The following is a 12,474-nucleotide window of genomic DNA, read 5'->3' as shown; positions in this document are numbered from 1 at the left end:
GTTAAAGATGAACGGCAATAACCATTCACTTCATTAAAAGGGAAACGGGGGTTTTCCGATAATGGATATCGGTATCATTACCCGTCTGCATGCCGATGGCAAAAGCTTCGATATCGTCCGGCAATTCGGTCTGCGTACGTGCCAACTGGCTAGCATGGCCCCGACACTGGCTACGGAAGCGAACGCCGAAGCGGTCGTCCGCGAGTCCGAGCGGAGCGGCGTCCGCGTTTGCGCGATGTGGGGCGGATTTCCCGGGCAGGGGGAATGGAACTTCAGGAAGGGGCCGGTAACGCTCGGCTTTGTGCCGGAAGGACTGCGGGCCGAACGCGTGGAGGCGATGAAGCGGTGGGCTGATTTTGCCGTGTGGATCGGCGCTCCCGCCGTTATTACCCATTGCGGATTCATTCCGGAAAATGCAACCGACGCCCAATACGGCCCTGTCGTCGATGCGATTCGCGAGGTGGCCGAATATTGCGGGGAGAAAGGGATCGAGTTCTGGTTCGAAACGGGGCAGGAGACGCCCGTCGTGCTGCTGCGTACGATCGAGCGGGTCGGCACCGGCAACCTGGGCATCAATCTGGACCCGGCCAACCTGATCCTGTACGGCAAAGGCAACCCGGTGGACGCGCTGGACGTCATCGGCCCTTACGTCCGCAACGTGCACGTCAAGGACGGCTTCTATCCGACGAACGGCGACGAGCTGGGCGAGCAGGTTGCGGTCGGCAAAGGCAAGGTCGACTTTCCGAAGCTGTTCGCCGGACTCGAGGCGCAAGGCTTCCGAGGGGAATGGATTATCGAGCGGGAAGGACGCGTCGGGGAAGAGGAAAAGAACCGCGATATTGTCGAGACAATCCACTATTTGCAAAAGCACGTGGCGGGAGCGCGAGTGTAGCCTTTCGCAACTGACTGCTGCCGATTCGTTATGAAGGCTGCAGGCCAAAGCCAAATTGGTAACTAGGGGGCATACAGTCGTGAAGGCACTGGTATGGACCGGCGTGGAGACGATGGAGCTGCGGGAGATGGCGCAGCCCGCATGCAAGCCGGATGAAGCAGTCATCCGTGTCGAAGCGGTTGGCATCTGCGGCTCGGAGATCGAAGGATACTTGGGGCACAACAGCCTGCGTGTGCCGCCGCTTGTCATGGGACACGAGTTTTGCGGCACGATTGAGGAGCTGGGCGAAGCGGGCGGGGGTTCCACGCTGCGGGTCGGGCAGAAGGTGGTCGTCAACCCGCTGACCGCCTGCGGCGATTGCGCGTTGTGCCGGCGCGACTTGCCGCAGCTATGCGCGCGCCGGTCGCTGGTCGGCGTTCATCGCCCGGGCGCCTTCGGCGAACGGGTCGCCGTGCCGCGCTCCGCGGTCGTGCCGGTGCCGGACGGCATCAGCCCGTTGCGGGCGGCGCTGGCCGAACCGCTGGCTTGCTCGCTGCGGGCTACGCGGCGGGCGCTGGAGCGGCATCCGTTCGCAAGCGTGCTTGTGTTCGGAGCCGGCGGCATCGGGCTGCTGTGCGCGATGACGGCCAAGCTGCTCGGAGCTTCCCGCGTGCTGATCGCGGATACGAACGACAAGCGGCTGGAGCTGGTCGCCGCGCTCGGCATCGGAGAGACGGCGAACCCGCGCGGACAGCAGCTCGGCGAACGCGTCCGCGACGTGTTCGGGGAAGCCGGAGTCGACGTCGTCATCGATGCGGCCGGCTATCAGCCGACGCGCGAAGCGGCGATGCGGCTCGTCCGGCCGGGCGGGACGATCATGAATATCGGGCTCGGCATCGACGAGACGCAGCTGCCGATCAACCATTTGATCCGCAGCGAAATCGAAGTGCTCGGTTCGTTCTGTTATTCCCGGCAAGATTTCCACGATGCGGTCCGGCTGCTTGCCGAGGGTCGCATTGTCGAGACGGGCTGGACCGAGGTGCGTCCGCTGGAGGCGGGAGGCGAGGCGTTCGCCGACCTTGTCGCCGGCCGGGTGCACGTCGGCAAAATCTTTTTGCAATAAACGCCAGGCTTGCCGCTGGCTGTCGGGCCGCCCTTGGAGGGCGGCTTTTGACGTTATGGGACGTTCCCGGTACAATAACGGTAAGCAAGGCGGAACTTCCGTCGCATACGTGTGGAGGAACAAGAATGAGCGGTACGCAGTGGGTCGTGCTCGTCGTTTTTATTATAGCAACGGTTATTTTTTCCTGGATCATGAGCAGCAAGTGGAGCAGCAAGTGGAAAAAGTAGGGGAGCGGACCTCGCGGTTTCCGCCATGAACAGCCGCTTTAACGCTTTTTCGGTCTCACCATCCGTCAGCCGCGCACATAAACTGTGCGTGAGTCAGCTTGCCTGCCCTTCAAGGGCGGCACGCTCTTCCCGCCGCAGGCAGCGATGCGGCCAACCAGAGCGACAAGGCGGGCCGGCCGGAAGGATGAGGACTATGATCAGGGCACGGAAGCCCCGCCTGGACGATTCCGCGATTCTCGATATGATTAAACGGGAGCTGTTTGTGTTTACCGTCGCCACGAAGCCGGATATGCGCTGGAACCCCGCGGAGGTGCGCACCCGGCTGAACGGCAACGTCACCTTCGTCGCCGCCTCCGCCAGAACGGTCGGCTTCGCTTCGGTGCGACCCGTCGGTTCCGATATGCTGCTCGATATGCTGGCTGTCGAACGCGGCAGCCAGGGGCTCGGCTGGGGCTCAGCATTGCTGGATACGGCCGAAGCGTATGCCCGCCGCAAAGGGAACCGGACGATGCGGCTGTTCGTCGACGCGGCCAACGGCAAAGCCCGCGCTTTCTACGCCCGCAAAGGGTATGCGGAGGAGCGTTATTATCCGACAATGGCATTCATCTCCATGACCAAGCGGCTATAGCCGCGACAAAAAGCCCCATCCTCGCGGAATGGGGCTTCGGCGCAACCGGGCTGTGCGCCCGGCCGCCGAATACGCTCGTGCGTTTCGTCGGAGCGTTCGCGCTATAGCAGCGGGAACAAGGCGGCGATATTCGCCAGATCGAGCGACACTTTCTCGCCGAACAGAGAAGGGATCGGGGATTGCGGGACGGCTTCCTCGTTCGGGAACGCGGAGAGCCTTGCCGTTCCGGTTTTTTGACCGCTTTTACGCGATTTTCTGTTCCGGGCGGTAGTCGAAGCCCCGTTCTTGCCCTTCGAGCGCCTCGGAATACCGGTCGATTCGGGGTCATCCCCCGTATCATTGAGCACCAGTCTTTCGCTGCGCACTCTGCTAATAATTCCGTAATGCCGGGTGCCGTCGTTCAGAACGGCGCAAACCGGGAAGCCGACAAAACGGCTGCATACTTCTTCAGTAATCGGAACGATTTGTTCCATCTCACCTGCACCTCCGCAATGGGTTTCTTAGAAATAGGCTATTCACCGGAGATTTCTTGCGCATGGTCATACGCCCAAGGGGTGTGCGCCTATTTTTAGCCGAACGACAGATTCCATCAGTGGACTGGGGGTATCGGACCATGAAGCAAGCGAACCGGCTCTGGGGCATACTGCTGCTCGGAGCGATCGTATTAAGCGGCTGGACGGCATACACCGGAGCGAACCGGGCGGCGCAAGGCGCGATAACCGATGCGGAAACGATGCTTCAGGCTGCGGCGAGCATCTATACCGCCCCGTATTCGATCGTGCTCCAGCATTCCGGACCGTTCCGCACGGCCAAGGACGACGCGGCTTTTGCCCGGCTCGGCGAGGACGTCTCGCAGCAGTTTGGGTTGCCGGCCGCCAAGCCGATGCACGATCCGAACGGGCACCGCGTATACAGCGCTTCCGGCCAGCCCGCGGTTGGCGCGGACGGCAAGCTGGAGATCGGCTTGTCCGGATGGGAGGACGGCGCCACGAATCTGATCGTGCGCTGGGACGCGCCAGCCGGCACGGGAAAGGACAAGCTGCTGGCCTGGGCGGGTGATACTGTGGCCCGGCTGGAGCAGCTTGGCGTCAAGGCGCAGTGGATGGTGACGCTGCGAGGCGGCGCGGGCGCTCTGTCGGACGAGGGACTGAAGGCGCTGAAGACGCGCATCGCGGACGTATACAAAGCGCAGCCGGTGGAGTCGTACAGCGACTCCGGCAGCGAGATCGTTTCTTATGCCAGCAAGCTGCTGCATCCCGGGGTGCGCAGCGGCAGCGGCCGGGTGAATTTGCAAGTTGCGCTGCACCGCGATTCGATTTACGGCACGTACAAGCTGACGGTGGCCACCCCTCTTATCGTGTCGGAGCCGTGACGGCACTGACGTTTGTGACCCTCTTGGGCTGGGCTCCGCAAGTTTTCATTCGGCTTCCAAAATCATGGATTGTCTCGTTATGTTATGCTACACTACATACAGGAACGGCAAGGGAAGAAAGGCCGTCAATAGCTAGGAGAGATGATGAACGATGACACATACAGGGGATATCGGCGATTTCGGAGCGGATCGCACGCTCTTTTTCATTTTTGGCGCAACGGGCGATTTGGCCCGCCGGAAACTGTTCCCAGCCTTCTATAGTCTGTACCGGGAAGGCAAGCTGTCCGACAAGTTTGCCGTCATCGGATTGGCTCGCCGTCCGCGCACGAACGAGCAGTTCCGCGAGGACGTCCGGCACTCCATCGAGGAATTCGCCCGCTACCAGGGTGAGGAAGACCGGCAATGGGAAGAGTTCGCCGACCATTTCCACTATATGTCGCTAGATATTAACAAGCTGGAGGCGTTCCAGCAGCTGCGGGGCCTCGCCGACCAATTGGATGAGCAATACGACATCGGCGGAAACCGGTTGTTCTACTTGGCGCTCGCCCCGGAGCTATTCGGCAGCGTCAGCTTCAACCTGCGCGACGGCGGGCTGCTGGAATCCCGCGGCTGGCGCCGGCTCGTGATCGAGAAGCCGTTCGGGTACGATCTCCCTTCGGCGGAGAAGCTGAACGAGCAGATCCGCCAAGTGTTTCAAGAGGAAGAGGTTTACCGGATCGACCACTATCTCGGCAAGGAAATGGTGCAAAACATCGAGGTGGTCCGCTTTGCCAACGCCTTCTTCGAGCCGCTCTGGAACAACAAATACATTGCCAACATTCAGATTACGCTCAGCGAAACGGTCGGCGTCGAGGAACGAGGCGGCTACTACGATCATGCCGGAGCGCTCCGTGATATGGGGCAGAACCATATGCTGCAGATGATTACGATGATGGCGATGGAGCCCCCGAGCCGGATGGAGCCGGAGGACATTCGCGACGAGAAGGTCAAGGTGCTGCGCTCGCTGCGCGTGTTCAAAGAGTACGACGAAGTGCAAGCCAACGTCGTTCGCGCCCAATACGCCGCAGGCGAGATGAAGGGCAAGCCGGCGCCGGCTTACCGCGACGAAGAGGGCGTTCCTGCCGATTCCGTGACGGAAACGTACTTTGCCGCCAAGGTGTTCGTCGATAACTTCCGCTGGGCGGGTGTGCCTTTCTACATCAGAACCGGCAAGCGGCTTCCGGTGAAGACGACCGAGGTCGTCGTGGAATTCAAGAATATGCCGGAAAACGTCTACTTCTCGCAAAAGACGAAGCTGGAGCCGAACCTGCTCGTATTCCGCGTCAATCCGACCGAAGGCATCTATTTGAAAATGAACGCCAAGCAGCCGGGCTCCCAATGGGGTATCGTGCCGATCGCGATGGATTTTTGCCAAAGCTGCGAGGTGGGTATCAATACGCCGGAAGCTTACGAGCGGCTGTTGTACGATGCGGCCCGGGGCGACTCGACGTATTTCACCAGATGGGACGAGGTTGCGCTTGCCTGGAAGTTCGTCGATCGGATCGAATCGGCATGGCGCGATTCCAGCAGCGTGCTGCACGCTTATGCGGCGGGCACTTGGGGACCGGAGGCGGCGCATCAGCTTCTGGCTCGCGACGGGTTCAAGTGGTGGCCAGTGAACGGGCAAAAGGAAGGCGAGGTCGTATGGGCGACGCCGGTGACGACGAAGTAGTCCGGTTCGCGCCGCTCGCGGGCTTCCCGGGCCGACGAAGAACATCTTCCGGTACGGGGAAGTAGCGCATTCGGGCCATAGACGCATATAGTAAAATAGCGGACAGCGGAACCTTCGTACCTCATTTGACCTCGTTTCGGGTGTAGCGGAAGCAGGAGTCGGGCAAATGGAGAACGCGGGTTCCGTTGTTTGCATTCGGGATAGACGCGGATACGACATGTTCCTTATAATAACATCAGCAACAGTTATCCTAGACAATGAGAGTGAGAGCTTATGTCAAGACGCGGATTTATCAAGTGGCTGCTGTCGGCGATCGCCCTGGTGGCGGGAGCGTTTTACGGTTTGTTTCATTTGCTGAACCGGCTGGGCAAGGACGCGCCGCCGATGACGACCGTCATCGCTTCGGAGCCCGAGCACGCCTCGCCGCCGCCTCAGGAGCCGGCGCCTCCCGCCACGGAGCCGCTGCTATCTTTTTTCGTACTGAGCGATCTGCACGTATCCATCTATGACGAGAGCACCCCGCGCAAATTGAAGGGAGCGCTCGATCAGATCGTCCATTTCGAGTCGCCGGTCGATACGCTGCTGCTGGGCGGGGATTTGACCGATTACGGGATGGAAAGCGAGTATAAGGAATTGCAAAAAATTATCGGCAGCTACAAGCTTCCGCCCCTGTACGCGAATATGGGGAACCACGATTATTACAACGTCTGGATCGACAAGAACGGCGGCTTCGCCCGCGAATCGTTCCCGAATGGCAAATCGGACGCGGATTCCCGGGCGCGCTTTATGAAAATGTTCAACTATACGAAGCCTTACAAGGATATTACGGTAAACGGCTACTCGATCATCCTGATGTCGCAGGAAGCCTATTCCCAAGAAATGCCCGAGGTTGGCGAAGGGGCCTGGTATTCCGACGAGCAGCTGGACTGGTTGAAGGGGAAGCTGAAGGAAGCGCCGAAAGGCAAGCCGATCTTCGTCATTATCCACCAGCCGCTTCCGCCGGTCGGGCAGGACGGGGGTTCGCACCGCGTCGTGCGGGCCAAGGAATTCCGCGCCATTCTGGAGCCGTATCCAAACGTCTTCGTGATCTCCGGCCACACGCATCAGGATTTCGACAACGGCACGGAGCACTACAACAAGGAAGCGTTCCACTGGATCGTGAACGCCTCCGTCGGCCGAACGCGGAGCCAAGGCGGCGCCGAGAAGTCGCAGGGGCTTTACGTGCAGGCTTATGCGGACCGGGTCGTGCTGCGCGGCAGGGAGTTCGCCAAGAAGGAATGGCTGGACTCCGCCAATTGGACGATACCGCTTGAACGAACGAAAGTTTGACCATACTTAAAGCAGAACAGCGATTTTGGAAGGGATAGACACGATGAACCAAACGGCAACGATTATGCAGAATGAAGTGGATAAAAGAAGAACGTTCGCGATAATTTCTCACCCGGATGCGGGGAAGACGACATTGACGGAGAAGCTGCTCCTGTTCGGAGGGGCTATCCGTTTGGCCGGTACGGTCAAGGGGCGCAAGGCGAGCCGTCATGCAACCTCGGACTGGATGGAAATCGAGAAGCAGCGCGGTATTTCGGTAACGTCGAGCGTCATGCAGTTCGACTACGCGGGCCATCGGGTCAACATTCTCGATACCCCCGGTCACCAAGATTTCAGCGAAGACACGTACCGGACGTTGACGGCCGCGGACAGCGCCGTCATGCTGATCGACTCGGCCAAAGGGGTCGAGGCGCAGACGAAAAAGCTGTTCCAGGTGTGCAGCAAGCGCGGCATTCCGATCTTCACATTCATGAACAAGATGGACCGCGAAGGGCGCGATCCGTTCGACCTGATGGAAGAGCTGGAGCAGGTGCTCGGCATCCGTTCGTACCCGATGAACTGGCCGATCGGCTCGGGCAAGCAGTTTTGCGGCGTATACGACCGCGTCCGCAAGCAGCTGGAGCTGTTCCAGAACGGCGATCACGACCATATCGAAGTGCGTAAGGTCAGCGGCTACGACGATCCGATCGTGAAGGAAATCGCCGGGGAATTTTTATACGAGCAGCTTCAGGAGCAGCTGCAGCTTCTGGACGTCGCCGGTGACGAATTCGATCTGGAGAAAGTAAGCAAGGGCGAACTGACGCCGGTGTTCTTCGGCAGCGCGATCAACAACTTCGGCGTGCAGACGTTTCTGGAAAACTTCCTGGAGCTGGCACCGCAGCCGCAGCCGCGCAACAGCAGCCAGGGCGAAATCGAGCCGACGTACGAGAAATTTTCCGGCTATGTGTTCAAAATCCAGGCGAATATGAATCCGGCGCACCGCGACCGCATCGCGTTCCTGCGGATATGCTCCGGCAAGTTCGAGCGCGGTATGGCCGTCAAGCATATACGCGCAGGCAAGGAAATCAAGCTGTCCCAACCGCAGCAATTTCTGGCCCAGGAGCGGGATATCGTCGAAGTGGCGTACCCGGGCGATATTATCGGGCTGTTCGACCCAGGCATTTTCCGGATCGGAGACTCCTTGTCGCAGGGATCGGAAATCATCTTCGACGAGCTGCCGACATTTTCCCCGGAATTGTTCAGCAAAGTGACGATCAAAAACGCTTTGAAGCAAAAGCAGTTTCTTAAAGGCATCGACCAGTTGACCGAGGAGGGCACCATTCAGGTGTTCCAGACGACAAGCGGCTTCGACGAGCTGATCCTCGGCGTCGTCGGGCAGCTGCAGTTCGAGGTCATGGAGCACCGGATGCGCGCGGAATACGGCGTAGATATATTGCTGTACCGGCTGCCGTTCCAGTTTGCCCGCTGGGTAATCGACGACAAGCTCGATCCGTCCAAGTTCCGCGTCAACTCGCAGCTGGTGAAGGACAAGAAGGACAACTTCGTGGCTCTGTTCGAGAACGAGTACGCGATGCGCAGCGCCATGGAGAAAATGCCGCAGGCGAAGTTTCTGGAGACGGCGCCGTAAGTCCGACGCTCCTTGTAGGCAGACTGCCACGGCTCTGAAATAAACAATATGTATAGCCCCCGTGTGATCCTTAAGGGAGATCGGGGGCTATTTGGTTAGAAAATAGAAGATTGAACGATTTCCTGTTTTCAGAAAATGCGTGAGTAGGGTATGCCAAAATCTGCATTTGAAGAAGAAAATACGAACGTAAGTTTTTGAAAGTTGATGAAGAATAACTTGTGCTTTACTATGAAGTAGGGTTGTTAGAGAGAATAGGGACTGTACCTGGATACGACAGAAACGAGTTATGGGATGGTATTTCCAATCAAGAGAGTGGCTGCTGTAGAGGCTTAAGTTGAAGGCTACAGGGTACATATGAGCTTATCAAGCGAGCAACTTGTCCGACTCATTAAGCTTATTTAGTGGTTTTCTTCTAGACATATATAACATAAAGCGCTAATCTGAAATTACTAAATATGGAAGCGAGTGATTATGATGATTACCAATAACATTACTGCAAACACCATATATACAGAGGTGCGGAAGGTTTAATTTCTTTTCCTTCCGTGAGTATAAACATTTATAACATGGGAGTGATTAACAGATTATGTCGTTTAACAATGTTAAATCCTATGAAGGCATCGTTGCTGAAACATACGATATGCGATTTTCCGGTGGAACATTTGATGATACTGAGTTTTATAAACAAATGATTACAGAGGTTCCAGGAGCGGCTTTGGAGCTTGGGTGTGGGACTGGAAGATTATTATTACCTTATTTGGATGAGGGTCTTGATGTTGATGGGGTTGATTGCTCAAAGGCCATGTTGGATATATGCAGGGCAAAAGCCGAAATAAATAAGCTTTCACCGGTATTGTATGATCAATACATGCAGCATCTTAATTTACCGAAAAAGTATAAGACAATTTATATTCCAGCAGCTTCATTTATGCTTTTATCAGAAAGAGAAGACGCATTGAAGGCTTTAGAGAGAATTTATGCACATCTTGAACATGGTGGCCAAACCTTAATTCCTCTCTTTATACCTAAAGATCAGCTCTTAAATAATGATGATGAATGGGTACCAGGCCTTATGGGTACGAGAAGCGATGGATCGGAAGTAAAAATAAGCTCGAAATCAAAAGTTAATTTCCTTGAACAAGTTCAAACTAAGACAGAACGTTATGAAATTTTTAAAGATGGCGTTCTAATTGATACCCAGTATAGCACTACCAAATTACGATGGTTCTTTAAGTATGAATTTATCATGATGCTTGAAAAGGTCGGATTCAATGATGTCTCTGTATATGGTGGTTATTACTTACAAGAAGTAAATCAAGATCAAAACTTTATGATTATTAGAGCAAGAAAGTAAGTTTATTGTGGAAACCTTTATGGCGCCACACGAATATATGGGGCATGGCTATGCTACGGGTACGTGAAGAAAATTTTCTAAGTATTGACATGGAAATTTATCATATGTTAACATTGCTTTAATTGATATGGACGGAGGGGTTACGTGTGTTAAACTAATTCTTCGATATTCTTTGCACAATAAATCAAATAGTGGTTTAAGGCTATTTGGTGTGCATAGTAATCGAAGAATGGTTTGCCTTCGCGGTAACCCAGTTTAGTTATATGCGATTGGGGACAGAGGGAACGATAACCTCATGTCGCATAGACTGATTTGAAGAAATGGAATGGACCCATTTGTGATCTATCCAGTGACTGGACTGCGAGTCTATCATAGGGTAATCCTCTTCTTGCGTTCATTCTCCAATTCTTTTTCGATTACTGCTTGCACAGGCCAATAGCCTGTGTTTTTTTATTTTGTATAAAAAATTGGAGGAATTTACATGAATGAGCGATTAATAAAAGTAGATGGAATTGAAATATGTACAGACAGTTTTGGAAAACCAGTTAACCCGGCCATTTTGCTGATTATGGGTGCCCAATCCTCCATGATTTGGTGGGAAGAAGAGTTTTGTCAGCGTTTAGCGGATGCAGGGAGCTTTGTCATTCGTTATGATAACCGCGATGTTGGACGTTCAACAACTTACGAACCCGGTCAACCGGGTTATACTTTCGAAGACATGGCAGATGATGCCATTCGAGTTTTGGATGCTTATAAGATTGAGCAAGCGCATATCGTAGGCATGTCCATGGGCGGTATGTTGACTCAAATGATAGCTCTGCGGCATCCGGAGAGAGTTTTAACCATTACCCTCCTATCAACGTCCAACTTTGCTCCGCATCTCCCTCCGATGGAGGAAAGGATAATGGATTTTTTCTCAAATATGGAGGTAGTAGATTGGACTAATGAACAATCGGTAGCCGAATATGCTATGGATAGATCAAGAATCCTAGCAGGTTCAAAGCATCCTTTTCATGAGATAACAGTTGGCAATTTGGCTAAAAAAGAATTTGCAAGAAGCAACAACCCGGCAAGCATGAGTAATCACGCCTTGCTGACAGGTGGAGAATCCTATCTATCTAGGACGGGGGAAATCAAGGTGCCTGCGCTGATTATACACGGTACTGAAGATCCCATTATCCCTTACGAACACGGAAAAAATCTTGCTAACGAAATTCCGGGTGCGGTTTTACTGACATTGGAAGGTACGGGGCATGAGCTTCATTGTGACGACTGGGGTTTAATAATCGATTCTATTTCAAAGCACAGTTCACTACCAAATTAGTTCAGCTCCCTCAAAAAGATTCCGTTTTCTCATCCAGACTCATGATTCGCAGGAATTCACTCCCCTATAGAGTGTGAGTGGAGGGCGTTTTTCAAACGGAACGGGTCAAAGCCCACTTACGTAACGTCTCCCGGTACTCCGTGCTTCTTACCTTGGGAATGCATGAGCTGGTGAGAAGGCTAGATTGGCTCTATTCTGTTTAAGATTCGTTAAGTACGGTTAAATTTTAACTTGAATAACGCACTATTCATTTATATTTTGGATGAGGAGGGAAATTGTATAGCTATCTATTTTAATATTTCAATGCCTGTTATGGATTTTCTTACGGAGAGCCATAATGCAATGCTGAGTCATGGAGTTAAACTATATGCCGAAATATTTATTAACGCAAAGGGTGAACGTCAATACTTATCTTTTGAAAGTAAAGAAATCGATTTGTTCGCCAGTTATTTTAATGATACTGCATATAACTCTTTTTTCTTCTCCTGCTATCCCGTACAAGATATAACACAAATCAAAAAAAATGGATTTTTTTACGATACGCCAGGCTCCTATTCTATTGAAGTTAAAGGCGGTAGAGAAACCGATAAAAGTCGAGAACTTATACAAATGCGTATGATATCAAAGAATCCTAACAAACAAATCCAATCTTTTTATCGAACATTTCAAAGGGACTTAAAGAAAATTTCAGGATTGCAAAAGCATACCCAAAAAAAATATTTTTACTTCCCAACGGAAAAAATTACAATTCCTGCTAATCCACAATCAAAGAACACAAGAGATAATTGGGAGGACTTTTATCTTTCAAAAATGGAGAGTGTTGAATAACTTCAGATCAGGTTATTACTGGCCAATAGTCGTAAATATTCGTTGCATCTCGAAGATTCATGTTTTAGTAACTCTCTGAG

The 12,474-nt window shown here is 53.7% G+C and carries 11 protein-coding genes; 10 read left to right on the top strand and 1 reads right to left on the bottom strand.

What is annotated here, in order from left to right; translation table 11 throughout:
* The first annotated feature begins 61 nt into the window (after positions 1-61).
* The 3 genes from ABD796_RS24475 to ABD796_RS24465 all read left to right on the top strand — a co-directional run bounded on the left by ABD796_RS24475 (position 62) and on the right by ABD796_RS24465 (position 2,849).
* Positions 62-892: a sugar phosphate isomerase/epimerase family protein gene (locus tag ABD796_RS24475; protein WP_344912854.1), complete on the top strand. Its 831-nt coding sequence runs from the start codon at positions 62-64 to the stop codon at positions 890-892.
* Positions 893-971: 79 nt separating this feature from the next.
* Positions 972-1,994, top strand: a complete 1,023-nt coding sequence (locus ABD796_RS24470) for a zinc-dependent alcohol dehydrogenase (protein ID WP_344912852.1) — start codon at positions 972-974, stop codon at positions 1,992-1,994.
* A gap of 420 nt (positions 1,995-2,414) precedes the next feature.
* A complete protein-coding gene (locus ABD796_RS24465; RefSeq protein ID WP_344912850.1) occupies positions 2,415-2,849 on the top strand; it encodes a GNAT family N-acetyltransferase in 435 nt (144 codons plus the stop codon).
* A gap of 101 nt (positions 2,850-2,950) precedes the next feature.
* On the opposite strand, the gene ABD796_RS24460 is transcribed toward ABD796_RS24465, so the two are convergent.
* Positions 2,951-3,322, bottom strand: a complete 372-nt coding sequence (locus ABD796_RS24460) for a hypothetical protein (RefSeq protein WP_344912848.1) — start codon at positions 3,320-3,322, stop codon at positions 2,951-2,953.
* 140 nt (positions 3,323-3,462) lie between these two features.
* Here ABD796_RS24460 and ABD796_RS24455 point away from each other — a divergent pair, with 140 nt between their 5' ends.
* The 7 genes from ABD796_RS24455 (at position 3,463) to ABD796_RS24425 (ending at position 12,394) form a co-directional block, all read left to right on the top strand.
* Positions 3,463-4,221 carry a YwmB family TATA-box binding protein gene (locus ABD796_RS24455; RefSeq protein WP_344912846.1) on the top strand — a complete coding sequence of 253 codons (759 nt, stop codon included), beginning with the start codon at positions 3,463-3,465 and terminating at the stop codon, positions 4,219-4,221.
* Positions 4,222-4,372: 151 nt separating this feature from the next.
* The gene (gene zwf, locus ABD796_RS24450) at positions 4,373-5,932 is read left to right on the top strand and encodes a glucose-6-phosphate dehydrogenase (RefSeq protein WP_344912843.1); all 1,560 of its coding nucleotides are present in this window, start codon (positions 4,373-4,375) and stop codon (positions 5,930-5,932) included.
* A gap of 273 nt (positions 5,933-6,205) precedes the next feature.
* Positions 6,206-7,261: a metallophosphoesterase family protein gene (locus tag ABD796_RS24445; RefSeq protein ID WP_344912841.1), complete on the top strand. Its 1,056-nt coding sequence runs from the start codon at positions 6,206-6,208 to the stop codon at positions 7,259-7,261.
* 43 nt (positions 7,262-7,304) lie between these two features.
* The gene (locus ABD796_RS24440; protein ID WP_344912839.1) at positions 7,305-8,888 is read left to right on the top strand and encodes a peptide chain release factor 3; all 1,584 of its coding nucleotides are present in this window, start codon (positions 7,305-7,307) and stop codon (positions 8,886-8,888) included.
* A 586-nt stretch (positions 8,889-9,474) separates the two neighbouring features.
* Positions 9,475-10,242 (top strand): class I SAM-dependent methyltransferase, encoded by a 768-nt coding sequence (locus tag ABD796_RS24435; RefSeq protein WP_344912837.1) that lies wholly within the window; start codon positions 9,475-9,477, stop codon positions 10,240-10,242.
* 481 nt (positions 10,243-10,723) lie between these two features.
* Positions 10,724-11,566 (top strand): alpha/beta fold macrolide esterase, encoded by an 843-nt coding sequence (gene mle / locus ABD796_RS24430; protein WP_344912835.1) that lies wholly within the window; start codon positions 10,724-10,726, stop codon positions 11,564-11,566.
* A 231-nt stretch (positions 11,567-11,797) separates the two neighbouring features.
* The gene (locus tag ABD796_RS24425; protein ID WP_344912833.1) at positions 11,798-12,394 is read left to right on the top strand and encodes a hypothetical protein; all 597 of its coding nucleotides are present in this window, start codon (positions 11,798-11,800) and stop codon (positions 12,392-12,394) included.
* The last annotated feature ends 80 nt before the right edge of the window (positions 12,395-12,474 follow it).

The sequence above is a fragment of the Paenibacillus hodogayensis genome (genome assembly GCF_039536325.1).
Classification (GTDB): Bacteria; Bacillota; Bacilli; order Paenibacillales; family NBRC-103111; genus Paenibacillus_AB; species Paenibacillus_AB hodogayensis.
This window is presented reverse-complemented; position numbering and strand designations above follow the sequence as displayed.